Source organism: Gordonia hankookensis (genome assembly GCF_014673215.1).
Taxonomy (GTDB): Bacteria; Actinomycetota; Actinomycetes; order Mycobacteriales; family Mycobacteriaceae; genus Gordonia; species Gordonia hankookensis.
Genome location: NZ_JACWMS010000006.1, coordinates 33,353 through 58,070 on the forward strand (window position 1 = coordinate 33,353; position 24,718 = coordinate 58,070).

At 66.7% G+C, this 24,718-nt stretch carries 17 protein-coding genes and 1 tRNA gene; 10 read left to right on the forward strand and 8 right to left on the reverse strand.

Annotation, left to right across the window (positions count from 1 at the left end; translation table 11 throughout):
• Positions 1-91: 91 nt before the first annotated feature.
• Together IDF66_RS22550 and IDF66_RS22555 are read left to right on the forward strand one after the other, a co-directional pair.
• Positions 92-1,543: a hypothetical protein gene (locus tag IDF66_RS22550; protein WP_190268711.1), complete on the forward strand. Its 1,452-nt coding sequence runs from the start codon at positions 92-94 to the stop codon at positions 1,541-1,543.
• Positions 1,544-1,684: 141 nt separating this feature from the next.
• Positions 1,685-4,561 carry an AAA family ATPase gene (locus tag IDF66_RS22555; RefSeq protein ID WP_190268712.1) on the forward strand — a complete coding sequence of 959 codons (2,877 nt, stop codon included), beginning with the start codon at positions 1,685-1,687 and terminating at the stop codon, positions 4,559-4,561.
• On the opposite strand, the gene IDF66_RS22560 is transcribed toward IDF66_RS22555, so the two are convergent.
• Both IDF66_RS22560 and IDF66_RS22565 read right to left on the reverse strand, forming a co-directional pair.
• Positions 4,502-6,943: a LuxR family transcriptional regulator gene (locus tag IDF66_RS22560; RefSeq protein ID WP_190268713.1), complete on the reverse strand. Its 2,442-nt coding sequence runs from the start codon at positions 6,941-6,943 to the stop codon at positions 4,502-4,504. The two genes, IDF66_RS22555 and IDF66_RS22560, sit on opposite strands and share 60 nt — an antisense overlap.
• A gap of 76 nt (positions 6,944-7,019) precedes the next feature.
• Complete coding sequence (locus IDF66_RS22565; RefSeq protein WP_223310027.1) at positions 7,020-7,619, reverse strand: TetR/AcrR family transcriptional regulator; 600 nt, start codon at positions 7,617-7,619, stop codon at positions 7,020-7,022.
• A 91-nt stretch (positions 7,620-7,710) separates the two neighbouring features.
• Here IDF66_RS22565 and IDF66_RS22570 point away from each other — a divergent pair, with 91 nt between their 5' ends.
• A complete protein-coding gene (locus IDF66_RS22570; RefSeq protein WP_190268715.1) occupies positions 7,711-8,760 on the forward strand; it encodes a TIGR03857 family LLM class F420-dependent oxidoreductase in 1,050 nt (349 codons plus the stop codon).
• Positions 8,761-8,767: 7 nt separating this feature from the next.
• Here the strand turns inward: IDF66_RS22570 and IDF66_RS22575 are convergent, their stop codons facing one another.
• On the reverse strand, positions 8,768-9,319 hold the full coding sequence (locus IDF66_RS22575) for a hypothetical protein (RefSeq protein ID WP_164310444.1): 552 nt from the start codon (positions 9,317-9,319) through the stop codon (positions 8,768-8,770).
• A complete protein-coding gene (locus tag IDF66_RS22580) occupies positions 9,312-11,639 on the reverse strand; it encodes a DEAD/DEAH box helicase (RefSeq protein ID WP_190268716.1) in 2,328 nt (775 codons plus the stop codon). The genes IDF66_RS22575 and IDF66_RS22580 overlap by 8 nt, the downstream gene beginning before the upstream one ends.
• 329 nt (positions 11,640-11,968) lie before the next feature.
• Here IDF66_RS22580 and IDF66_RS22585 point away from each other — a divergent pair, with 329 nt between their 5' ends.
• From IDF66_RS22585 to topA, 3 genes are all read left to right on the forward strand, one after another.
• Positions 11,969-12,172, forward strand: a complete 204-nt coding sequence (locus IDF66_RS22585) for a cold-shock protein (protein ID WP_004022110.1) — start codon at positions 11,969-11,971, stop codon at positions 12,170-12,172.
• A gap of 158 nt (positions 12,173-12,330) precedes the next feature.
• On the forward strand, positions 12,331-12,918 hold the full coding sequence (locus IDF66_RS22590; protein WP_164310446.1) for a hypothetical protein: 588 nt from the start codon (positions 12,331-12,333) through the stop codon (positions 12,916-12,918).
• Positions 12,919-13,093: 175 nt separating this feature from the next.
• The gene (gene topA, locus IDF66_RS22595) at positions 13,094-16,105 is read left to right on the forward strand and encodes a type I DNA topoisomerase (RefSeq protein ID WP_190268717.1); all 3,012 of its coding nucleotides are present in this window, start codon (positions 13,094-13,096) and stop codon (positions 16,103-16,105) included.
• A 279-nt stretch (positions 16,106-16,384) separates the two neighbouring features.
• On the opposite strand, the gene IDF66_RS22600 is transcribed toward topA, so the two are convergent.
• Positions 16,385-17,842 carry an adenylate/guanylate cyclase domain-containing protein gene (locus IDF66_RS22600; RefSeq protein WP_203589499.1) on the reverse strand — a complete coding sequence of 486 codons (1,458 nt, stop codon included), beginning with the start codon at positions 17,840-17,842 and terminating at the stop codon, positions 16,385-16,387.
• A gap of 171 nt (positions 17,843-18,013) precedes the next feature.
• Here IDF66_RS22600 and IDF66_RS22605 point away from each other — a divergent pair, with 171 nt between their 5' ends.
• Complete coding sequence (locus tag IDF66_RS22605; RefSeq protein WP_190268718.1) at positions 18,014-19,273, forward strand: DNA polymerase III subunit delta'; 1,260 nt, start codon at positions 18,014-18,016, stop codon at positions 19,271-19,273.
• 2 nt (positions 19,274-19,275) lie between these two features.
• On the opposite strand, the gene IDF66_RS22610 is transcribed toward IDF66_RS22605, so the two are convergent.
• From IDF66_RS22610 to IDF66_RS22620, 3 genes are all read right to left on the reverse strand, one after another.
• Positions 19,276-20,199 (reverse strand): LysR family transcriptional regulator, encoded by a 924-nt coding sequence (locus tag IDF66_RS22610; RefSeq protein ID WP_164310449.1) that lies wholly within the window; start codon positions 20,197-20,199, stop codon positions 19,276-19,278.
• 101 nt (positions 20,200-20,300) lie between these two features.
• Positions 20,301-20,513 (reverse strand): hypothetical protein, encoded by a 213-nt coding sequence (locus tag IDF66_RS22615; protein ID WP_190268719.1) that lies wholly within the window; start codon positions 20,511-20,513, stop codon positions 20,301-20,303.
• Between the two features lie 157 nt (positions 20,514-20,670).
• Positions 20,671-20,746 (reverse strand) — tRNA-Thr (locus IDF66_RS22620).
• A gap of 127 nt (positions 20,747-20,873) precedes the next feature.
• Between IDF66_RS22620 and IDF66_RS22625 the strand changes: the two genes are divergently transcribed.
• Genes IDF66_RS22625 through IDF66_RS22635 form a run of 3 tightly spaced genes read left to right on the forward strand, consistent with a single transcriptional unit; the run spans position 20,874 to position 24,517 of the window.
• Positions 20,874-21,248: a hypothetical protein gene (locus IDF66_RS22625; RefSeq protein WP_190268720.1), complete on the forward strand. Its 375-nt coding sequence runs from the start codon at positions 20,874-20,876 to the stop codon at positions 21,246-21,248.
• A 3-nt stretch (positions 21,249-21,251) separates the two neighbouring features.
• Positions 21,252-23,699 carry a TPR repeat region-containing protein gene (locus tag IDF66_RS22630; protein ID WP_190268721.1) on the forward strand — a complete coding sequence of 816 codons (2,448 nt, stop codon included), beginning with the start codon at positions 21,252-21,254 and terminating at the stop codon, positions 23,697-23,699.
• Positions 23,696-24,517 carry a hypothetical protein gene (locus tag IDF66_RS22635; RefSeq protein WP_190268722.1) on the forward strand — a complete coding sequence of 274 codons (822 nt, stop codon included), beginning with the start codon at positions 23,696-23,698 and terminating at the stop codon, positions 24,515-24,517. Before IDF66_RS22630 ends, IDF66_RS22635 begins: the two co-directional genes overlap by 4 nt.
• Positions 24,518-24,718: the final 201 nt, after the last annotated feature.

Below are 24,718 nucleotides of genomic sequence, written 5' to 3' on the forward strand. Positions count from 1 at the left end.
TTCCGATTTCCTGGCATCGAGATGCGGACCACGGTCCAGACTTCGAAATCGTCCGACATGTGTCGGTTCGTTTCTGTCAAGGAGAGCTACATTGCACGTCCTCAGTCGCCCACAGCTGCGCCCATATCTGCTGGCCGGAGTGTCGCTGGTCAGCGCGACCGCGATCGCCGCCACCCCATTCGCCATGTCCGGGGCACCGTCGCTGACGAATGACCTCGGTGCGCAGGCCCAGAGCGTCATCTCACCCAATGTCCGGTTGAGTTCGTTCGCGGCGTATCAGGAAGCTGTCGAACATGCGATGACCAATCTGGAGGCCATCGCCACGACGTCGGAGGCCCGAGGGGCGCTCCCGGTGCTGCGTCAGATCCTCGAGAACCAGTCTGCGAGTGCCGAGACCCTGATCAGCGGTCTGCAGTCGGCCGGCTCGGCCATCACCACCTCGCTGAACGACGACGTCCCCGGTCTCCTCGAGGCCTCGTCTGCCGCTCTGCGCGCCGGTGACGTCTCAGGTGCGCTCAACAACCTGCTGACTGCCGTGATCGTGCCGATCTTCTCCGCGATCAACCCGGTGTCCGGTGACCTCATCCCAGCCATTCAGCAGGCACTCGCCGCGCCTGCGGAGAACCTGGCCCGAGTCATCAACGAGCAGTTCGCCAACATCGCGCTGAACGCCGGGCTCGCCCTCATCGGCCCGATCTACGGCGGGGTCGGCGGGCTCGGTGCAGGGATCCAGGGTGTCATCGATGCGGCCCAGAACGGTGGTGGACCGACCGACATCATCGAAGCGCTCGCCAAGGCGCCCGCGGTCATGCTCGACGGTCTGCTCAACGGTGGTTACGGCCCCAATCTGGGGCCGCTGATCGGCCTCGACATCCCGGGATTCACCATCTACGGCGGTGGGCTGCTGAGCAACGGTGAGGCAACCGCCGACGGCGCGATCATGCCGGGCACCCTCGCGTCGCTGCAGGCGATCCAGCAGAGCATCCTGTACGGCATCACCCCGCCGGCCAACGCGACCCTTGCCGGTCTGCGGACGGCTGCCGACACTGATGCGGCAGCCGTGTCCTCGGATACGACGGATACGACGGAGACCACCGGAGGCGCAGCAGAGGCCGACGCGGTCGGCGCCGAAACATCCACGGACAGCAGCGAATCGGTGACATCTCACGCAGGAGACGTATCGGAGACGACCGACGCCCCGACCGCCGACGCCCCGACCGCCGACGCCCCGACCGCCGCCGCCCCGACTGCCACGGACTCCTCTGCAGCCGACTCGACAACGTCTGACTCGACGGCGTCTGATTCGACCGCGTCTGACTCGACGGCGCCTGATTCGACCACTGCCGACTCGACGACTGCCGACTCGACGAATGCCGACTCGGGTACCACCGGGGGCGCCGACAGCCACGCCGGCGGATCGGGTTCGGCCGCATCCGCGGGAACCTCGAAATCGTCTTCGAGCTCCTCGTCGGATGGCGCCTCATCGGATGGTGGCTCGTCGAGTGATTCGAGCAGCTCGACCAGCTCGGGTGCAGCCGCTTAGATCGGACCGCCAAGAAGCACCATCACGAGAGTCCGTCCCGTCGGCCGCCCAGGCCGGCGGGACGGACTCTCCGCATCGCCGGTGATGTTGACCCGACGGCGCACGGTGAATTAGCGTTCATCCACGGAAGGCCAGGTCAGCATGGCCGTGGCGGGGGAGACGGACGAGTTGTCAGCAGATGTCGACGATCGATGTCGCGCCGACTCACGCGCGCTGCTCGGCCGCACGGGCGACATCAACCGCATCTCGCAGCTCCTGACCACGATCACTGCCGGGTCGAGTGAGTCCCTCGCCGTCGTCGGGGAGCCGGGTATCGGGAAGACCGAGATCCTCGCCACCGCAGCTGGGCTCGGCGAATCCCGGGGATGCCGCGTACTGCACGCGACGGGTGTCGAGTTCGAGACGGACATCGATTTCGCAACGCTGCAGGAGCTGCTGCTCCCGGTGGTCGACAGTCCGAGGGCGACCGGTCGGGCCTGGGCGACAACTCTGCGGGGAGCTCTCGGCCTCGAGGACGGCGCGATTCCCGACATCAGGGCAGTGCTTCGAGCGACGACGCGCTCGATCGAGGAGCTCGCCGCCGATGGGCCCGTGCTGATTGTCGTGGACGACCTGCACTGGGCCGACGCAGCGAGCCGCGAGGTCCTCGACGGCCTCGCCGCAGTCGGGCCCGCCCGGGTCGGCATCCTCACGGCGACACGTGACCGGGGACTGTCGGGCCGCCACGAGATGAGGCTCGAACCCCTCGACGACGTCGACGGGGCTGCGCTGCTCGACGCCATTGGCCCGTCGCTCGCGCCGTCGGTGCGAGCGCGCCTGCTGGCCGAGGCCCAGGGCAACCCGCTCGCACTCGTGGACCTGCCCGCGGCCATTCCGATCGAACAGCGATCGGGCACCACGTCTCTGCCGCCCCTACTTCCATTGACGCACCGGCTGCGCGACGCATTCGCCCCGCAGATCGCCGCACTGGGTGCCGATGCCCGGCTTCTGCTCCTCCTGCACGTCCTCCAACCGACCGCATCGGTCGCCGATCTCGCCGCGGCGGTCCCGGATGGATCGGCGACAGGTGCCATCGCCGATGCGACCGACGCCGGCGTGATCACCGTCTCGGGAGTCGGCCCCGACGCCCGGATCAGCCTGTGCCGACCATTGTTCGGGTCGGCGCTGCTCTCCGACTCCACGCCGCAGGAGCGTACGAACGCACACCGCAGACTCGGCAGGCTGCTTGTCCGGACACCCCCCGAGACATCCGAGTCCCGCACAGAGCCCGAGTCCCGCACAGTGCCCGAGTCCAGTACAGCGAACGGGGCCGGCCGATACGACGAACCCCGCGCGTCGCACCTCGAGCGTTCCGCGGAGGCCGCGGTCCGCGACGGGGACTGGACGGACGCTCTTGCTCTTTTCACCCGCGCCGCGGGACTGACACCGACGCCGCCCGACCGTGCGCGGCGGCTCGCGCGAGCCGCTTACATCGCCGCAGGCTCCGATTCGTCGATGGCACTCGAGTTGATCGACGAGATCCGGGAGTTGGACCCCGGTTTCACCCAGTCGCTGACAGCGGCGTCCGCGGCCGCGACGCTGATCGCCAGCGGCCACGACGGCGACATCGACATGGCTCACCAGATTCTCGCGCGGGCGATCGACGGGTACGCCCGTCACACCGACCCGACCGACGAGGCGCTGATGGACGCGATCGGTGAGTTGCGGTGGGTCTGCTGGCTGGGTGGACGAGAAGAGCTGTGGCCGGCCTACTACCGGGCTCTCGATCGACTGACCCCGCGTCCCCCGGTCGTCGCCGACCTCGCCAGTCGCACCTCGCTCGATCCGGCCCGCACCACCGCGAGGACACTGCGCGAGGTCGATGCACTGATCCGCGGGGTGCATGCCGAGACCGACCCGGTTCAGGTCATCCAGATCGCCGAGATGGCGGTCACCTTCGACCGGCTGTCCGATTGCCTTGTCGCACTTGACCGGATCGTCGATGCAGCCGAGCACCGTGGTCCCGTGCTCCCGGCGATCTGGGCGCTGCTCATGATCGCTCGCGACGCACGCAACCGCGGTGACTGGCAGACCGGCGTCGACGCCGTCGATCGTGCACGCCGACTGGCGAACGGCGGGGATTACAACCTGCTCCTGTGGGCCGCGGACTACGAGATGGCATGGCTCGCGGCTGCGAAGGGCGATCGGGCGTCGATGATGGTGCTCACCGATGCGATGGCGGCGTGGGCGATCCCTCGCCGCGCGACCACGGTCATCGCCTGTGTCGAGCACGTGGAGACGACGGCAGCCGCGGGGCGCGGCGACGCCGAAGGTGTGCTCGCGCATGCCACATCGATCAGTCCGATCGGCGAGTTCGCCGCGCATGCGTGGATGGCGATCTCGGTCGCTCTCGACGTCGTGGACGCCGCCGTGCGGCTGCGGCGACTCGACCTCGCCCGCGCACACGTCGATGCGATGGACCGCATCGGGTACGGCAGGCTGTCGCCGAGGATGGCAATGATTCACCTGGTGGCCCGTGCCCTGATCGCCGATGACGAGCAGGCCCGTGAGCTCTACCGGCAGGCCCTGGCGGTCCCGGGCGCGACGACGTGGCGATTCGACCACGCCCGCGCGCTACTCATGTTCGGTGCGCACCTGCGCCGCCACCATGTGGCAGCGGCGTCGCGGCCCCTGCTGACCGAAGCGCTCGCGACGTTCGACGAACTCGGCGCCCGACCGTGGTCGGATCGGGCTCGTGCGGAACTCGAGGCGACCGCAGCCACCCGGCTGGTGATGACCGAGGCGATGTCCGGTTCCCTCACCCCGCAGGAGCGACAGATAGCGGAACTCGCGGCACAGGGCATGAGCAACAAGAAGATCGCCGAGCGTCTCGCGATCTCGCACCGCACCGTCGGAAACCATCTCCACAAGGCCTACCGCAAGCTGGGCGTGGCCTCCCGTGGCGGCCTCCGTGACGCGTTACGCGTGACGAACGCCGGGCCCGCCGGCAGGGTCCTCGGAGCGGAGCGAATCCCGTAGTCCGGCACGGGAATGCACGCCGAGCGTCGCGTAGACACGAGACAGGTGCGAGCCGACGGTGCTCGGGGACATGTGCAGGACAGCGCCGATCTGGCGGTTCGACAGCCCGGTGGCGGCCAGCCCGGCGACCCGGCGACCGATCGGGGAGAGCTGGGTGATGTCGTGCAGCAGGTGATCTGTTTCGTCGGTCGCCCCGAGGCGGCGGAGTTCCTCACGCGCCTGGGCGAGCCACGGGGTGGCGCCGAGGTATCGGAACGTCACGGCCGCCGACCGGAGTGCTCGGTGCGCTTGTGTCACGGACCCCTGAGCGCGTAGGGAGCGTCCACGGCTCAGCTGGATGCGCGCGAGGTCGAACGGCCACCTGTCGGCCTCCGGCATGGCCACTGCGCGTTGGTAATACAGATCGTCATCGGAGATGATGGCCAGGGCGCCCGCGTACAGCAGGGTCCGGCGATCGGCTGCGACGCGATCGTCTGCGGGGCGTGCGGAGACGATCGCCCGCAGGGACTCGATGTCGTCGGAGGTGCCTGCGAGCATCGCTGCCTCGGCGAAATCCAATGCGGTCCTGTCGTCGAATTCGATCACCGCACCGAATTCGCCGGTGCCGGAGATCATCCGAAGGAGCCGGTACGCCCGCCGCGGCCGGCCACTGCCGAGCGCGATCACCGCCCGGCAGTGCAGGGCCCGCCAGTGCAGCGCGGCGGAGCCGCGGTCGTCGGCCCACTCCTGTAGCTGAGTGACGGCCGCCTGCGCCACCTGTTCCTCGCCTCGGTAGGCGGCGAGCAACGCGCGCGAGTGTCGGAGCCAGGGTTCGGCATACATCCGATAGTCATGTGACTCACAGAGATCCAGAGCGCGACGGGTCACCTGTTCGACCGCCTTCCAGTTCCCGGAACTCAGACCGTCGGCGGCGAGCAACGCACCCGCATAGACGACCGAGGCGAACGGGCTGCGCTCGTCGGCCCAGAGTCGCTGCAGGGCGTTGCGCCACCAGAACCGCCGGTCCCGGCCGCGGGTGACGAAGGCGATACGTACCACCGCCGACGGATCCGTGGTGAACGCCAGATTCTCGATCAGCTGGTCGGCCTGTGCGTCGAGGTCGGCGTCGTCGAATGCGGAGTGGGACTCCAGCCTGGCGGCGAGTGCGGCCCACGGTGGGATTCGGTCGACGTCGGCCTCCACCACGGCGCGGAAGTCATGCCAGTGCTCGCGCTGATTGCCGAACCAGCACAACAGGTACAGCGCCCACAGCGCCTCCTCGAACACCCAGCGTCCGATCTCATGCCGACGGTCGCCGATCGCCTCGACGAGTCGACGATGGACATCGTCGATTCCCTCGCTGCCGCGAAGTGCCACATACGACGTGGCGATGACGGCCTCGAGCGAGCGGTCCGACCGCGGGTCGGCGCGCAGCGCCTGATCGAGGAGGCGGCCCAGTGCGGGCAGGTCGCCGGTGACGTCGGCCGAGAGGCACGCGGCCGCGGCCAGCCGTCGCGCCCGCGCCGAGGGCTCGGTCGAGGTCTCCACCGCGCGCTCGAGTACGAAGGCGGCGGCACGGGCATCGCCGCGTCGCATCGCCCGGACGGCGACGCCGTCGAGGAGTTGAGCGACACCGCGCCGATCGCCGTCGACGGCTGTGGTGTCCATGGCTGTGGTGTCGCCGGTTGCGCGGTCGACGGACACGGCATGGCGAGAGAGTTCGGCCGATCCCTGCTCGATGAGCATTCGCGGGTTGCCCGGGACGGTGTCGACCACGTGTGTGCGCACCGTGTCGGGCAGCATCGGCAGCCGGTCGCGCAGCAAGCGGTGCGCAGCCTCTGCGGGGAGTGGGTCGAGGTGCCACGAGTGATCGACGGAACGTTCGACGAACACGCCCTCGCCCGGAGGCGCGGCCGCCAGGATCGCCACCGGCGCCGCGCCCAGCCGGCGCGCGACGGAGGCCAGGACCTCGACGCTGGCACGGTCGATGCGATGCGCGTCGTCGAGGGTGAGGAGCAAGGGGTCGCGGTGCGCCCGCCGCCGGATGAGGTCGAGGACGGTGGCCGAGAGGACCAGTCGCGACGGCGGCGTACCGGGTACACGACCCAATGCGACCTCCAGGAGATGGCGGCGGTGGTCGTCGAGCGCGAGGAGGGTGTCGTCGACAGCGGCGACCACGGAGTCCAATGCGGGATATGGTCCGGCCCGGCGGTCGGCGGTGACCCGTACGACGGAGACACCGGCGTCGATCGCCATCGATTCGGCCGTGCGCACGAGGCTGCTCTTGCCCGATCCGGGCTCCCCGAGGATGAGCGCCGACCCGCGGGACCGCGCCGTGACAAAAGCGCCGAGCGCGGATACGAGCTCGGTACGTCCATGCAGCTGGCGGGCGGAATCGGCCATGGGCTCGCTTCGGTGAGAAGGGCTGTTGCCGCCATATTACTGCCCGGTAGGTTGCGCCTCCTCGGGGTCCCCTCTGCTACCGCGCCGTGGTGCCGTACGTCGCCCGGAAACGGTCGGCGAGATGGGTCAGCTCGGTCGGGAGATCGTAGAGCTCGGGTGACACGATCCACTGGTAGCTGAGACCGAACACCGCAGAACCGATGTCGTTGGTGGCGCGGGCGAGGTCGATGTCGGCGCGTACCGAACCGTCGCGAAGTCCCTTCGCCAATCCGGCGATGATCTTGGATCGACCTTGATCGATGTTGTGCCGCACACGATCTCGCAATGCCGAGCTTTCTTTGACGGCCTCGAAGGTCGCGACGAACATCGCGCGCAGGAAGTCGGGGTCCTCGGCGTAGAGCTGCTGCACGTGCGAGACATGTGCGACGGCCTGGTCGAGTCCGGTGTCCGCGGGGTCGACGTCCGGTGTGAGGCGGCGGACGTAATCGTGCTCGAAGAAGGCGTCGAGGATCGCCTCCTTGCTCCCGAAGCGCGCATGCACCATCGCCCGGCTGTATCCGGCGCGCCTGCCGATCTCTGCCGCTGTGGTGGCCTCCCAGCCCTTTTCGACGATGAGTTCCGCCGCAGCCTCGACCATCCGGCGGTTCGAGACCTCCACACGTTGCGGTTGACTCATTCCTCGGATGGGTGACGGCACCATTGCATATTAGACGTGCGACAACTAACTTGTGTTCAGTGTCGAGGACGGCATCGGAGGGGTGTGGGGCGTGAGCGATCCACGTGCACTGGACGAACTGGGCTACTACCTGCTGGCCGGAGCCGGCGGCGAGGGGCCGGCCACCCTGATGGACGAGACCCGTGCCGGGGAGGCGCTGGGGCTGGGTACCGCATTCATCTCCGAGCGCTGGAACGTCAAGGAGGCGTCGTCACTGGTCGGTGCCGCGTGCGCGGTGAGTGAGCGCATGCAGATCGCCACGGCGGCAACCAATCACAACACCCGCCATCCATTGATCACCGCGTCCTGGGCGACGACGATGCACCGACTCTCCGGCGGGCGCTTCACTCTCGGGCTCGGTCGTGGGATCGCCGCGATGTACAAGGCGTTCGGCGTGCCCGCCGTGACCACGGCGCAGATGGAGGATTTCGCCCAGGTGATGCGGCGACTGTGGCACGGCGAGTTGATCTTCGGCCACGACGGCCCCATCGGGAAGTACGACCTGTTGTTCCTGGACCCGGACTTCGACGAGGACATCCGGCTGGCCATCGTGGCCTTCGGGCCGCAGACCCTGGCCCTCGGCGGACGCGAGTTCGACGATGTCGTCCTGCACACGTACTTCACTCCGGAAACCTTGCAGCGCAGTGTCAGGACGGTCAAGCAGGCGGCCGAGGAGGCAGGACGCGATCCGGACAGCGTGCGCGTCTGGTCCTGCTTCGCGACCGTCGGGGATCACCTGCCCGAGGAGCTGCGGATGAAGAAGACGGTGGCGCGTCTGGCCACGTATCTCCAGGGCTACGGCGACTTGTTGGTGACGACCAACGATTGGGATCCGGCCGTGTTACAGCGCTTTCGGGACGATTCGGTGGTCCAGTCGATTCCCGGTGGGATCGATCACAAAGCGAGTGCCGACCAGATCGAGCACATCGCCACGCTCCTTCCCGACGAGTGGCTGGAGCCGTCGGCGACGGGGTCTCCGGAGCAATGCGCCGCCCGCATCCGGCAGGAGTTCGAGTACGGCGCGGATGCGCTGATCATGCACGGCGCAACCCCCGCCGAACTCGAGCCGGTGGTGACGGCCTACCGCGCGGCAGACAGATGACCGACGGTCAGATGTCGTCCTCGCGCACCACGATCCGTTTCGGGTACACGCGGCGCGAGTGCGAGGGCGCGAATCCGATCTGGCCGAAGTCCACCGATTCGTCACCGCGATAGACGAGCCCGAAGGACATCGTGGTCGACGAGACGGCCATGTACCGCATCGCCGCGCGGACGAACGAGGTCCAGTGGATCAACTCCCCTTCGGTGAGGAACCCACCCGCGACCGCCATCGGTCGATCCGGATCGGTGGCGCCGGTCGCCAGGAAGACCTCGCCCAGTCCAGCGGTGACCTGCGATCCGACCATCGCACTCTGCAGGTACCAATGTGCGCCTGCCACGACCGAGGAGTGATGTCCGCCGTGCTGGGCGGCGCACCACGCGTAGTGGAGATCGAGCGCATCGAGTGCCTCGTCCTCGGAGAAGAACACGTCGCGCTCGCCGATGGTGGCGGGCAATTCGTCGGCCTGCTCGGTCGGTCGGGCCAGCAAGAAGTACGCCGGCCGTGACGACGCGATGGCGTGCGCAGGCTCGCGGCGACCTTCGGCGCTGTCGTCAGTCATCACTCGAGTATTGCCGACTCAGCAGTGTCAGAACCGTGATCGCGCCGTCCTTGTCGAGCGGGTCGTTGCCGTTTCCGCACTTGGGGGACTGCACACATGACGGGCATCCGCTCTCGCACCGGCAACTCGCCACGGCGTCGCGCGTCGCAGCGATCCAGGTCTCGAACGCCGCGAATCCCCGATCGGCGAAGCCCGCACCACCCATGTAGCCGTCATAGACGAAGACGGTTGGCAGTCCGGTGTCGGGGTGCTGGTTGGTCGACAACCCGCCGATGTCCCAGCGGTCGCAGGAGGCGACGAGTGGGAGCAGCCCGATCGCGGCGTGCTCGGCGGCATGCAGCGCGCCGGGAAACCGGCCGGCGGCCACTCCGGCCTCCTCCAGCGCTTCCGGTGTGAGCGTGTACATCACCGCGCGGGTACTCAGTGTCTGCGGCGGCATGTCGAGTTCCACCGCGTCGAGGACCTCGCCCGACAGCAAGGTGCGGAGGTAGCCGACCACCTGATGGGTCACGTCAACGGTCACCAGTGCGACGGTCAGCGGACCACATCTGCGGCGCGCCACGACGTCGGTGATCGTCACGTCGGTGGTCTCGCGGGCGGAGGTGGTCCAGTCGGGTTCTTCCGGATGTGCCAGGGCCAGACCGTCGGTCAGATCGAGTTCGTCGACGACGTAGGACTCACCCTGGTGGATGTGCAACGCGCCGGGGTGGACGGTCGACATGGCGCGGCCCGAGTCGACGGTGCCGAGCAACTGGGAGGTGGTGGTGTCGACGATCAGGACCTGGCCGCCGATACCTCCGCGGATGTCGATGTCGGCGTGCGGTTCGACGCCCGGCGCCACGTACCAGCCCGCCTTGCGGCGCTTCAGCATCCCATCGGCAGCCAGCCCCGCGACCGCGTCGACGGCTCCCCATGCCTCGATCTCGCTGTCCTGCAGCGGTAGCTCGGCGGCCGCGCACAACAAATGTGGAGTGACGATGTACGGATTCGTCGGATCGGTCACCGTCGCCTCGACCGGTCGGCCCAGCAGCGCCTCCGGGTGGTGCACGAGGTAGGTGTCCAGCGGATCGTCGCGGGCGACGAGCACCACCAGCGAATCCCCCGAGGTGCGTTGTCGCCCGGCGCGTCCGGCTTGCTGCCAGAAGGAGGCGACGGTACCGGGATAGCCGCCCACGATGACCGCATCGAGTCCACTGATGTCCACGCCGAGTTCGAGCGCGTTGGTGGTGGCCACACCGATGAGGTCTCCGCCGGAGATCGCCTGCTCCAGGCGGCGGCGATCGTCGGCGAGGTATCCCGCGCGATACGCCGCAACCCGATCGACCAGTTCCGGTGCGGTCTGCGACAACAGGTGACGTGCTTGACGTGCGGTCAGCTCCACGCCGCGCCGGCTGCGCTGGAAGCAGAGTGTCCGCGCTCCCTCGACGACGAAATCGGCCAGCAGCCGAGCGGATTCGGAGCCGGCCGAACGGCGTACCGGCGCACCGTTCTCGCCGGTCACGGCGGGCAGGAAGTCGGGCTCCCACAGCGCGACCGTGCGCTCGCCGCGAGGTGATCCGTCCTCGGTGACGGCGGTGGCCGGTTCGCCGATCAAGCGGGTCAACGCTTCTGCCGGTTCGGCCATGGTCGCGCTGGTACCGATCACCACCGGGTTTCCGCCCGCGGATCGGGCGATCCGGAGCAGACGCCGCAGGACCAAGGCCGTGTTGGAGCCGAAGACGCCCCGGTAGTGGTGACATTCGTCGATCACGATGTAGCGGAGATGGCGGAAGAAGTGCCGCCAGCGAGCGTGCCCGGAGAGGATGCCGATGTGCAGCATGTCCGGATTGGTGAAGATCCACCGCGAATGCGCGCGCGCCCACTGCCTGATCTCCACATCGGTATCGCCGTCGTAGGCGCACGGCTGCAGATGGGTGAACTCCCGATGTCCGGCGAGTAACGAACTCACCGAACGGATCTGATCCGCACCCAGCGCTTTGGTAGGCGAAAGATACAGCGCTGTCGAATTCGGATCCTTCGACAGCGTGGTCAATATGGGTAACTGGTACGCCATCGATTTACCGGAAGCGGTTCCCGTGCAGAGCGCGACATGATTTCCGTGATAAGCGAGATCGGCTGCCGACACCTGATGTGTCCACGGTTCATCGATTCCGGAATCGATGAAGGCGGTCGTCAATTCTGGTGGAACCCACTCCGGCCACTCGGCGAAAGTAGCTGTCCGCGAGGGTATTACCGACATGTGGGTGAGGCACGACGCCATCGCGTCGGTGCCTGCCATGCTCTGGCGGAGGAGTTCGGACCCGAATGTGAGATTCTGCATTGTTGGTGACTCAATCGTCGACGGCGTTCGCCAACGTGGACCCTGATGTTACTGCGAGATGTCCACGCGGGCGAAAATGACCAGGTTTTTGCGCAGTTTGGTTGGGGTGACTATCGCAGGCGGGCCGAACATGATTGACTAGTGGCGGTCGCAGCTTTCGTGAGCGCCGGACAGCCGGTTGCGCAGCGAGATCGTGTTGTGGCCGTGGTACTGAGGCTGGTTTTCGCGGGTTCTCCGCAGGGGTCCATCGAGGTATGGCGGTCGGAACCGGCCACGACACGAGACCCATCGTGTCGCGTCTGTTGGAATGTATGTAAAGGATTGCAGTAATGGCACAGGGAACTGTGAAGTGGTTCAACGCGGAAAAGGGCTTCGGCTTCATCGCACCTGATGAGGGGTCCGACGACGTGTTCGTCCACTACTCCGAGATCCAGGGATCCGGTTTCCGCACTCTCGAAGAGAACCAGCGGGTCGAGTTCGAGGTCGGTCAGGGCACCAAGGGCCCGCAGGCCACCGGTGTTCGCGCCGTCTAGGAGTCACCTCCTGCAAGCTGCGAAGCACGCTTGAGCGAAGCCGCTCCCGGTCACCGTCATGGTGACCGGGAGCGGCTTTTTCATCATGCTGCCGAACGGAGCGGGACGCCCGTCTGTCGCGTCACCCGTCTGTTGCCCCACGCAGTAACCTCTGTGATGTGGGCCAGTTGTCGTTCTTCTCGGCGCAGATCGACCAGCCCGCGTACGACGATCTGGCGGGTCTGCTGGCCACCAACGGCCAAGCGGTCCGCTCCGATGCCGGTACGCGGGTGTCTGTGGTCGTGGCGGACAAGTGGCGGGCCACGGCGATCGTCGAGGAGATCGCGGCGACCGGCCTGGCAGTCGAGATCGTCACGTCTGACGAGGGCAATCCGATCGCTCGGACGGGTCACAGTCATCAGCTCGACGGTTTGCACCGGCGATGGTCGGCCGGAGCCGTCAAGGCGATGCCCGCCGGGTGGGTGCCGTCGCCCCGTGCGCTGCGCCTGTGGACGATCGCCGGTGGTGAACGTGAGGGCGAGCGGTACCTTCTCGGTCTCGATGCCCATGCGCTCGACACCCACGCGATGCTGGCGACCGCACTGATGCGGGTCGGCGTCGCGCCGACGCTGGTCGGCACCCGCGGTCAGTCGCCAGCCCTGCGGATTGCGGGAAAGCGTCGCCTCACCCATCTACTCGAGTACGTAGGCGAGCCCCCTGCACTGCCCGGTGCGGCCGAACACTGGCCGACCATCGCCGGATTCTGAGCGAACACCCCCGACAGACCCGAAAATTTACGGAGACCCCGTGAACTGGGGTTATGTGCTGAGCGTGGCGCAATTTGTCACACTGGGAGTTTGAGAAGGGAATCCGGATGTGCAGATGACGCTATATATAAGGTACAAACCTCAACGAGCAGCGATAGCGAAGTAAGGACGCCCGGTGGCCGATACCAGCACCGCACCTCCCGCGAGCGGGAGCACGACTCGACGATTGGTCATCGTCGAGTCGCCGACCAAGGCCCGCAAGATCGCGGGTTACCTGGGGGCGAATTACGTCGTCGAGTCCTCTCGGGGTCACATCCGCGACCTCCCGCGCGGTGCGGCCGATGTCCCGGCCAAGTACAAGGGACAGCCGTGGGCGCGCCTCGGGGTGAACGTCGACGACAATTTCGAACCGCTCTACGTGGTCTCCGCCGACAAGAAGTCCACGGTCACCGAGCTGAAATCGCTGATGAAAGACGTCGACGAGCTCTACCTCGCGACAGACGGTGACCGCGAGGGCGAGGCCATCGCCTGGCATCTGCTGGAGACCCTGAAGCCGAAGATCCCGGTCAAGCGGATGGTCTTCCACGAGATCACCGAGCCGGCGATCCGAGCCGCCGCCGAGAATCCGCGCGACCTCGACATTGACCTCGTCGACGCTCAGGAAACCCGCCGCATCCTCGACCGCCTCTACGGCTATGAGGTGTCACCGGTGCTGTGGAAAAAGGTCATGCCGAAGCTGTCGGCAGGCCGTGTGCAGTCCGTGGCCACCCGCATCATCGTCGACCGCGAACGCGAGCGGATGGCGTTCGTCTCCGCCGACTACTGGGACATCGCCGCGACCATGGACGCCGGCGACGCGGCCACCCCGTCGACTTTCGGGTCCCGGCTGGTGTCGGTCGACGACGCACGGGTCGCGACCGGCCGTGATTTCGACGCGCGCGGCGCTCTGAAGCGTCCCGACGGCGTGGTCGTGCTCGACGGTCCGCGCGCCACCCGGCTGGCCGACGCCCTCGACGGTGCCGACATGTCGGTGACCTCGGTCGAGGAGAAGCCCTACACCCGCCGCCCCTACGCCCCGTTCATGACCTCGACGCTGCAGCAGGAGGCCGGGCGCAAGCTGCGGTTCTCCTCCGATCGCACGATGCGGATCGCGCAGCGCCTGTACGAGAACGGTTTCATCACCTACATGCGTACCGACTCGACGACACTGAGCGAGTCGGCGATCAACGCGGCCCGTGACCAGGCGCGCGAGCTGTACGGCGATGCGTTCGTACATCCGACTCCGCGGCAGTACACGCGCAAGGTCAAGAACGCGCAGGAAGCCCACGAGGCGATTCGGCCCGCGGGTGAGACGTTCCGGACCCCGGGCCAGCTCGCGGGTCAGCTCGAGTCCGATGAGTTCCGCCTGTACGAGCTGATCTGGCAGCGGACCGTCGCATCGCAGATGGCCGACGCCAAGGGCACCACGATGAGTCTGCGGATCAGTGGCACGGCGTCGACGGGGGAGCGATGCACGTTCGCCGCGTCCGGTCGCACGATCACGTTCCCGGGCTTCCTGTCGGCCTACGTCGAGACCGTCGACGAGCAGACCGGCGGACAGGCCGACGACGAGGAGAACCGCCTCCCGAATCTCACCGAGGGCCAGGCGCTGACGGCCACCTCGCTGACGGCCGACGGACATTCCACCAATCCGCCCGCGCGCTTCACCGAGGCGTCGCTGGTCAAGGTGCTCGAAGAACTGGGGATCGGCCGGCCGTCGACGTATGCGTCGATCATCGGCACCATCCAGGACCGTGGCTACGTCGTGAAGAAGGGCAATGCCCTCGTGCCGTCGTGGATCGCGTTCGCGGTCGTCGGGTTGCTCGAGGCATATTTCGAGAACCTCGTCGACTACGACTTCACCGCCTCACTCGAGGATGACCTCGACCAGATCGCCAGCGGCAACGCCAACCGCACCCGCTGGCTCACCGAGTTCTACTTCGGCGACAACGCCGAGGCCCCGGTGGCCGAGGGATCGGGCGAGACCGGATCCGGCATCGCCAAGCACGGCGGGCTGAAGAAGCTGGTCGGCGTCAACCTCGAGGAGATCGACGCCCGCGAGGTGAACTCGATCCGCCTGTTCGACGACGACGAGGGGCGTCCGGTCTACGTCCGCGTCGGTCGGTACGGGCCATACCTCGAACGCAATGTTGCCCAGCCCGGTGCGGAACCGGATCTCAAGCGCGCCAACCTGCCCGCCGACATCACTCCGGACGAGTTGACGCCGGCCGTCGCGGAGAAGTTGTTCGCGACTCCGCAGGAGGGGCGGACCCTCGGCGTCGATCCGCTGTCCGGCCACGAGATCGTGGCGAAGGAAGGCCGTTTCGGTCCCTACGTGACCGAGATCCTGCCGTCGGACGACGACGATGACACCGGCAGCGCGCCTGCCACGGTCCCCGCGGGGCCGACGCCGCGCGACGGCGGTGACTCCGGAGGCGAGGTGGTCCACCTCGACGACGCGCCGACCGGAGGTGGCGGCACCACGACAGCGAAGAAGGCTCCCGCGAAGAAGGCCGCGGCGAAGAAAGCCGCCAAGAAGGCCGGCCCGAAACCGCGGACCGGATCGCTGTTCAAGACGATGGACATCTCGACGGTCACCCTCGAGGATGCGCTCAAGCTGCTGTCGTTGCCGCGGGTGGTGGGCGTCGATCCGGAGTCCGGCGACGAGATCACCGCGCAGAACGGCCGCTACGGGCCGTATCTCAAGAAGGGCACCGACTCGCGGTCGCTGACCAACGAGGAGCAGCTCTTCGAGATCACGCTCGACGAGGCGCTGAAGATCTACTCCGAGCCCAAGCGACGGGGTCGTCAGGCCGCCGCTCCTCCGTTGCGTGAACTGGGCAACGACTCGGTCAGTGAGAAGCCGATGGTGATCAAGGACGGCCGCTTCGGTCCGTATGTCACCGACGGCGAGACAAACGCCAGCCTGCGCAAGGGCGACGAGGTCGATTCGATCACCCCGGAGCGGGCGATGGAACTGCTGGCCGACCGTCGTGCACGCGGGCCCGTGAAGAAGCGGGCCGCGAAGAAGGCCCCGGCAAAGAAGGCTCCGGCCAAGAAGGCCGCGGCGAAGAAGACGACCGCCAAGAAGACCGCTGCGAAGAAGACGACCGCGAAAAAGACCGCGGCCAAGAAGACAACCGAGTAGTCCCCGCCGGGACGCTGTCTCTAACGCTGGTCGACCAGGCGCTGGTCGAGCAGGCACCCGCCGCCCCTACCGTTGGTCGAGTAGGCGCCCACCGCTCCTACCGCTGGTCGAGTAGGCGCCCACCGCTCCTACCGCTGGTCGAGTACGACCGAGCCGCTAGGCGAGGGAGGTATCGAGACCACTTGTGCCGCGCGAGGTCTCGATACGGCGCTCGCCTAGCGGCTCGCACCTACTCGACCAGCGGTGAGCACACTCGACCAGCGGGTGACACCGCCCTGCTCAGTCCCCCATCGGCTCGAGCAGCGGGCGGGCGAGCAGCGTCTCGATACCGCGACCACGGAGCTCGACGCCCTCGCCGATCTCCCAGTTCTCCGACTCCTGCTGCGATGCGAGGAACACGGCGCGTGCGCTGCCGAGCACGCGGCTCGGTTCGTCCTTGGCGAGCTCGGTGAGCCGCGCGGCCTCGTTGACCGGGTCGCCGATCACGGTGTACTCGAGACGCTGTTCGGAGCCGATGTGGCCGGCGATCGCCTTGCCCGCCGACACCCCGATCCCGATGTCGGTGTCGCCCAGGGTGCGGTACAGCTCGGTGCGGAGCTCGCGCGCGGAGGCCAGGGCACGTCCGGCGAAGTCCTCGAGATCGAGAGGAGCACCGAAGATGGCGAGTGCAGCGTCACCCTGGAACTTGTTGACGAAACCGCCGTGGCGGCCGACGACGGCGACCACCACGCGGAAGAACTCGTTGAGCAGCTCGACCACATCGCGTGGCGGCCGGTTCACCGCCAGCCGCGTCGACCCCACGATGTCGACGAACAGGACTCCGACGTAGCGTTCCTGGCCGCCGAGCTCGGTGCCGGTCTCGATCGCCCGTCGTGCCACGTCCTCGCCCACGTACCGGCCGAACAGGTTGCGCAGCTGTTGGCGCTCGCGCAGGTCGGCGACCATGTCGTTGAAGCCTGCCTGCAACAGGCCGAGATCGCTGCCGTCATAGATCCGGACCGCGACATTCAGGTTGCCCGCCGACACCTGGCTCTGAGCGCGGCGCAATTGTTTGATCGGATCGTTGATCGCGGCGACCACACGGACGATCGCGATGACGCTGAACGCGAGGGCCGCTCCTGACATCCATAGGATCGGTCGCTGCAAACCGGCCGGATCGGTCGCGATCCAGCCGAGTCGTTGCAGGGTGATCAGTCCGATGATGACGGCCAGCGGTGCGACGACGCTGATCACCCAGAACACCGCGATGCGGGTGGTCACGCTCGGCGCGACCGCCACGTCGGGCTCGTTCGCCATCGCGGCCACGGTGATGGGCCGCAACACCTTCTCGGCCTGCATGTACGACAGCACGCAGGTCACCAGGGCGCCGATGGCGCTGGCCATGCCCACGATGAACGCGTCCTTGTGGGAGACCGCGAAGTTGACCAGGGTGAACAGCACTCCGCCGACCAGCCACAGGCCGGCGTTGACCACCGACAACAGGTACGGCAGTTTGAGCGCGCGACGTCGCGCGTTCTCGTTGTCCAGGCGCGTACGCCGCCGATGCCACACCAGCACCGGCAACGACAGTTGGATGCTCAGGAACGCGCCGACCAGCATCGCGCCGATGAGGTAGACGGCGAAGATGATCTGGTTGAGCGCGGTGATCTCGTCGAGACGGATGGAGTCCTCCATCGGCATCCCGAATCGGAGGAACGCGAAGGTGAACAGAGCGCCCACCACGTTGGCCCTCAACATGTCGAGGGCAAGGATCGGCCACGGTGTGTGCACGAGCCATCGGGCCAGATGCAGGCCCTTTGACCACCGAGACCGCCGTTCAATCACGTAACAACGGTAGCTGTCTGCTTGCAATTGTTAAACACACGCAGGTCGGTGGGAGGTGTCTGAGCAGCACATTAGGGTGGCGGTGTGACGAATGTCTTCAGCCGTTTGATCGGCCAGGTCGCGGTGGCCGAGGAACTGCAGGCAGCAGCCCACGCCGCCCGTGGCGTGGCGGCGCGACTCGACGAGGGCGATTCCGCCGTCGGCGACCCGGACGACGACCGATTCACGGGTCGGTCCCGGGCGGCGATGACCCACGCATGGCTGTTCACCGGCCCGCCCGGCAGCGGGCGTTCGGTGGCTGCGACGTGCTTTGCAGCGGCGTTGCAGTGCCACGCCGAGGACGAGGTCGGTTGCGGTGAATGCCGTGCCTGCGTCACCGCGATGGCGCAGACCCATGCCGACATTCGGCACGTCGTCCCCCAGGGGCTGAGTTTGTCGGTGCACGAGGCGCGTGACGTGGTGCAGGCCGCGGCGCGGCGCCCGGGCACCGGCCGGTGGCAGATCGTCATCGTCGAGGATGCTGATCGACTCACCGAGCAGGCGGCGAATGCTCTCCTGAAAGCGGTCGAGGAGCCGGCGTCCCGGACGGTCTTTCTGCTGTGCGCACCGTCGGTGGATCCGGAGGACATCTCGGTCACCCTGCGGTCGCGTTGTCGACATGTCGCCCTCACGACGCCGGGGGTGGCCGACATCGAGCGGGTCCTGGTCGACCGCGACGGCATCGAACCGGAACGGGCGGCCTGGGCGGCCGGTGTGTGCGGAGGTCATGTGGGCCGCGCCCGACGGCTGGCCACCGACGACGACGCTCGGGCCCAGCGCGAGAAGGCCCTCGGGCTCGCGCGGGCCGCCACTCGGGATTCGACGGCGTACGCCGCGGCCGAGTCGTTGGTGAAGTCCGCAGAGGAGGCCGCCAAGGCCATCAGCGCCGAACTCGATGAACCCGAGACCGAGGAGATGCGGACGGCTCTCGGCGCCGGCGGCACCGGCAAGGGCACCGCACGGCCGCCCCGTGGGAGCGCCGGTGCGTTGAAGGAGCTGGAGCGGCGGCAGAAGTCGCGGGCCACCCGGGTCTCCCGCGACATGCTCGACCGCGCCCTGGTCGATCTCGCCGCACTCTTCCGCGATGCGTTGGTGGTCTCGGTCGGTGCCTCGGTGACCGCGATGCATCCGGACAAGGCGGATCTGGTCGGAGGGATGGCGCACTACGCGTCGCCCGAGCGCCTCCTGCGGTGCGTCGAGGCCGTCCTGGACTGCCGGACCGCCCTGGATGTGAACGTGAAGCCGAAGTTCGCGGTCGACGCGATGGTGGCCAAGATCGGCTTGGCGATGAACTCCGGCAGGTGATGTCAGGCGCTGACCGGCGGCCCCGTCGCTCCGACCTGCATCGCGATGTCGAGCAGGTCGCGGGCCGGACCGCGCAGCGAGATGTGGGGGGTCCACACCGCGCGCAGGGGACGCACCATGCGAAGGCCTGCCACGTCGACGCGGACCAGGCGTCCGGCGGCGATGTCGTCGTCGACGGAGAGACGTGACAGGACCGCAGCGCCCGGAGACGTCAGCACCGACGACCGGATCGCGGTGACCGACCGGAGTTCGATGAGGGGATCGGTGGGCGTGACGCCCGAATCACGCAGTGCCGCTTCGAAGGTGACGCGCGTGCCGGATCCGGGTTCGCGCTGGATGAGTGGTGTGGCTGCGAGCTCGTCGAGGTGGACGCTCCGCCCGTCTGCCCATGGGTGGCCGGGCGCCGCGACCACCACCAGTTCGTCGCGGGCGACCACGGCGCTGTCGAGATCGCCTGCCGCGCCGGGACTCTCGATGAACCCGAGGTCGGCCTTGCCGGCGTGAACGGTTTCGATGACCTCGGTCGAGTTCATCGGTCGCACCGAGATCTTGACGTCGCTGCGGTGGGCGAGCGTGCTGATCCAGAGTGGTACCAGGTACTCGGAGACCGTCTTCGACGCAGCGACCACCAACGTCGCGTGCCGGGCGCCGACCAGCGCATCGACGCCGGCCATGAACTGGGTCGCCCGCTCGACGAGCGCGTTCGCCCACTCCAACACCGCCATCCCGTTCGCGGTGACGTCGACGCCGCCTGCCGACCGGATGAAGATCTCCACACCAAGCTCGCGTTCGACCCCCCGGACGCGGGCACTCACCGCTTGCTGGCTGATGCCGAGGTCCCGCGCGGCGGCGCCCATACTGCCGAGCCGGGCGACGGTCACCACGACGTCGAGGGCGGGGATGTCAGGGAGTCGGCGTTGCACCATACGATGACTTTCCGTCCCAGATGACACCTGAGCGCATCGTCGCGTCGAGGACGACCTCGGCCGACTGCTGTCGTGTCATCTGGGACAGCGACGGCCGGCGGTCACTTCTCCGTCGCCGATCCGCCGCCCTCGGTGTCGTCGGACGCGCTCTCGCCGTCGGTGCCGCCCTCATCTCCGGCGGTGTCACCGGATTCCTCGTCCTCCTCGCGGAACGCGTCATAGCCGTCGACGCCTTCGAGGACGGTGAGCTCCTGATCGAACGCAGCGGAGACGGCCTTCGCTTCCTCTTTGATCTTGTTGATGAAGTCCGACATCGTGTTCTCCTTGCCACCTCGCCCGGCCGCTCGACCGGTGGTCCCGACACCACTATAAGGACGTCTGGGTCATTCGAATGACCGAAAACTCGGGGGAGAGGGAGGGGTGAGCTGACCAGGCCGTTCGGCAGGGCCAACGGGACCCTCGTCGCCGTGATGGAGCCGCCCAGGGGAATCGAACCCCTGACCTATTCATTACGAGTGAATTGCTCTACCGACTGAGCTAGGGCGGCGTGCTGCGCAAGGCAGCGCACACGAGTGTAGCGAGCCCCGATGGCAAGGACAAAACCAGTCGAACGACCGACTGTACGGTGCCGCTGCCTTGGTAAGGTTCCCGGGTCAGACTGCGTTGGGGGATCAATGGCAATCTTCAGTGTCGAGCCGGGGCAACTGTCGTCCGCGGCGGCGAAGCTGGATGGCTTGGCGAACGAGATTCGCGGGCTCGAACTTGGGACGAAGATGTCGGTGCTGGGTGAGGCCATCCCGGACACGGCGAACTGCCCGTCGCCGATCAAGCCCATCGCTGCCCGCGCCGACCAGACGGTGACGACGTCGCTGAGCAATTGCGGGGGCCAGGTCGAGGCATTCGGCGCCTTGGTGCGGGCCGCGAAATCGGTCACCGAATCGACCGACGACTTCAATTCGACCAGGTTCTCGGACGCCGGTGAACTACCGAGCGTCGAGCCGTGGAATCCCGGCAATGTGCCACCCCCGTCCTCACCGTCGGGGAATTGAGACGTGCCCACTCCGGCTCGATCTGACGTCGACATGTGGCGTCCCCACCAGATGCTGCCCGTCGCGGCCTCCCTCAGGGCCGTTGCCGGTTCGCTGGAGGCCAAATCAGGTCCGATTCGCAACGCGGTGGTCTCCGACATCGACCGGGTCACCGGCTGGGTCGGGCACAGCCGCGCGTCCGCGGACGATCGCGCAGAGGCCGAAAAGAAGTGGCTGACCAACCTCTCGGACAACTTCGAGGACGTGGCGACGGCCATCGAGCAGGGTTGCGCGAACATCGCCAACCAGAGGACGGCTCTCGACGCTCTGCAGAACGGCGCACTCGATGCCGGGTACGTCCTCGGGTCCACCGGTGACACGAATTGGACGTTGAAGCGCAAGGAAGGCGAAGAGGAGACAGACGGCGATGCCGCTGCGATGGAGTCATGGCGAACGCGGTTGGTCGCGCAGGCAAACGAGGTCTTCCACGCGGTGCAAGGTGCCGCGAGTTCGTTGCAATCCGAACTCGGACAGCTGACGACCCTGACTCCGGCGTCCTTGGCTCTCAACGGGACGATGGGTACTCGGGACGCAGGTATGGCGAAAGATGGATACACGCCCGAGGAATTGCGCACCATCGGCCAACATCTCAAGGACGCCCAACTCACGCCCGAACAGATCAAGGCACTCATGGACGGCAAGACAGCCGACGTGCCACCTGGTGTCGTGTCCTACCTGCGCAACCTGTTCGGCGGTCTGAGCCCGAAGGACGCGTTGGCGCTGCGATACGGGCTGGACGCGAGCGACCCGGCGGCGGGCACTGCGTTTGCGAACGACCTCAACACGCTCGGAAACGAGAAAGTCTCGGGCGGAGGCACTTCGGGCGGATACGACGAACTCCCCGGATGGATGAAGGACATCGTCGGCGAACGGATACCCGGAGACCGGGGTAGCGACGAGTTCGCGAACTACTTTGCCCGTTCGTTCGCATTGGGTCAGCTGTTCAACGGTGCGACCACACAACCCGGCACCAAGTTGGGCACTCAGCTCGAACTCAAGTCGGCGGACCTCGCCGAGCTCGCCAGGTCGAACCCGCAGTACCAGACCGCGATGTCGGACCTTCTCGTGCAGCACAGCATGTGGGGTGAGGCCAACGGGCTTGCGGATCCGGCTCATCCGGACGTGAGTGACAACCCGGCCGCGGCGTTCAAGGACCGGTACGACGACACCATGCGGAGTCTGCTGAATGCCGGTGCACTGAACCATGAATCGTCGACCGCGATCCTGACCGGTCACGGCGGTGCCGATGTGGGGCTACCGGCGGGATACGACTCGAATCGGACTCTCCAGTCTCTGTACGGGTTCCATTGGGAAGATCGTGGCACCACTGTCGGCCACCTGACCGACTGGATCGATGATTACGCGGGGGACCAAGGAAACAGCTACCGAGCCGGACTGTCTGCGGATGCCTTCCGTGGCATGTACGACTTCAACACCGATCCGAAGAATTTCACGTTCCTGATGGACATGGACGGCGCGCATTCCGGATCGTTGGGTGATGTGAATCCGGAGTTGGCCAAGTCTCTGGAAGAGGCCACCCGTCCCTACTTGAATGTCCTTGGTGGTGGCAACCCTGTCGACCACGGTTTCGGTGACGAGGCAACCGGGCATCTCCTGCATCTCGGGGGCGAGGGCCCGGAGATCGCCAACGACCGGGAGATGCAGGATCAGGTGCGGCGTCTTTTCGGGGTCATCTCATCGGGCGACGATGCCCAGGCGAGTCTCATCCGGGACATCGGGATTCAGCAGGCGCACAACGCCGAGCACGTTCCGCTGGCACTGAACGAAGGGCGCGGGTTCGCCGGCGACCTCGCGGCGCGAAACGGATGGTTGCAGAGTCTGTTGCGGGACGGCGTGATGGCCGACCAGTTGGACGATTGGCATGACAAGAATCCCGGAAACGACATCGATGACGACACGGTGAACAACCTGAAGTCCAATACGAAGGATATTGTCACCAAAGGACTTGACGCAGTTCCCGTGGTGGGCGGGGCACTTTCGCTCGGTGCCGGTATCGGTATCGACTGGGCGAGCTTGCCTCAGCATGAGGCCGGGGATTCGGGGAACATTCCGACGCACGTGTCGGTGAATGACACGCTGTTGGAACAGCATTGGTCGACGTGGGCGGCGACGCATCCGAGGCCGACGGGCGACATTGAAATGGACAGAGCCCTGTTCAGTTCCGACGGCTCGCTCAAGTCGTTGGGCGTGGTCCTCGACCAGAACAATCCAGACCATGGCGAGGGGTCGACTATCGGTAGTGATCAGCTGGCGGTCTACCTGAACGAGCAACTTAGGGCCGGAGGGCTCGAGCTGGGCGATTACGACTCGACGTACCTGGCGAGGGCCGGAAATGACAATGATGCTATCGACTACAATTCTTACAAGCGAGATCTGTTGGGTGACAAGTGAAGAAGATGCTTCATGTTTTTCTGTCAGCGGCGGCCTTGTTGGCGGCGTGTGGTACCGATGGCGGTGAAGAAGCTTCTGCGCCATCCTCGTCGGCATCTGCTGATTTGGTGTCGGACTACACTTTTCCACCCGGATTCGGTTCGATGACGACCGTGTGGCAGGCCGCGCCCGGGCTGGATCTTGCTGGTACGCAGGCCACTCTGGTGCGGGCGTATTTCGAGTCGCAGTTCATCGCGGAATGGAGCCGAGCGTCGGCGGCCTTTCCTGGTTTCGTTGAGTTTCAGGCGGCCAGTGGGCACAACATAGCCGAGAGCACGCCTGAGCGAGATCACTTGTGGGGAGGAACTCGACGGTTGTTGCTCAGGTCGGAATCCATATCGGGCGACGAGTTTCGCGCATCGATCTGTGACGATCGTGGGGGGCTCTATCTGAAGGACCGCGTCGGCAACGGTGAGGCATCGAGTGCCTCAAGTGACAAACCGGGCGAGACTCAGCGAACGTACATGCAGCCTGCAGCGTCATGGTACGTGGTGGTTCGACGTAACGGTGAGCCGTCGAAATGGCCGGCAAAGGTCGACATCGGCCAGGCGCGAGCGCCGAATTGGAACGTGTTCCACGGCTGGGGACTCGTGGAGCGGGGCTTCGACGCGCCGTGGAAGTCGGACACCGACTGTGGTCGATGGGCGCAGCAGAACTACCCGGGTGTAGTCGCCCCGGATAAGCCTCTGCAACGCATTTATCCCAACGGGTTCCCCGATCCCGACTTTCAGCCGACGCTCGAGCAGTCACCGGGATGGACGCGTGTTGGACAGCCGTGACCGAGGCAGTCATCCGGGATAGTCATCCCCACTGGGCACCGTCACTACGACGGGACGTATCGCGCGAACGCGGGGAATGACAACGACGCCCTGGATTACAACGCGTACAAGAAGGATCTGCTGGGTGAGGAATGAAGTGTAAGTCGCTGTTTCTCGTGGTTCTTGCTGTCATGTTGGCGGCGTGTGGCGGGCAGGACGAAC

What these genes read in the sequence shown, in the direction of transcription:
- IDF66_RS22565 (WP_223310027.1), bottom strand. Translation starts at nt 7,619, where the DNA reads ATGAGTCAACCGCAACGTGTGGAGGTCTCGAACCGCCGGATGGTCGAG.
- IDF66_RS22610 (WP_164310449.1), bottom strand. Translation starts at nt 20,199, where the DNA reads ATGGTGCAACGCCGACTCCCTGACATCCCCGCCCTCGACGTCGTGGTG.
- IDF66_RS22615 (WP_190268719.1), bottom strand. Translation starts at nt 20,513, where the DNA reads ATGTCGGACTTCATCAACAAGATCAAAGAGGAAGCGAAGGCCGTCTCC.
- IDF66_RS22625 (WP_190268720.1), top strand. Translation starts at nt 20,874, where the DNA reads ATGGCAATCTTCAGTGTCGAGCCGGGGCAACTGTCGTCCGCGGCGGCG.
- IDF66_RS22585 (WP_004022110.1), top strand. Translation starts at nt 11,969, where the DNA reads ATGGCACAGGGAACTGTGAAGTGGTTCAACGCGGAAAAGGGCTTCGGC.
- IDF66_RS22555 (WP_190268712.1), top strand. Translation starts at nt 1,685, where the DNA reads ATGGCCGTGGCGGGGGAGACGGACGAGTTGTCAGCAGATGTCGACGAT.
- IDF66_RS22575 (WP_164310444.1), bottom strand. Translation starts at nt 9,319, where the DNA reads ATGACTGACGACAGCGCCGAAGGTCGCCGCGAGCCTGCGCACGCCATC.
- IDF66_RS22560 (WP_190268713.1), bottom strand. Translation starts at nt 6,943, where the DNA reads ATGGCCGATTCCGCCCGCCAGCTGCATGGACGTACCGAGCTCGTATCC.
- IDF66_RS22600 (WP_203589499.1), bottom strand. Translation starts at nt 17,842, where the DNA reads ATGTTGAGGGCCAACGTGGTGGGCGCTCTGTTCACCTTCGCGTTCCTC.
- IDF66_RS22580 (WP_190268716.1), bottom strand. Translation starts at nt 11,639, where the DNA reads ATGCAGAATCTCACATTCGGGTCCGAACTCCTCCGCCAGAGCATGGCA.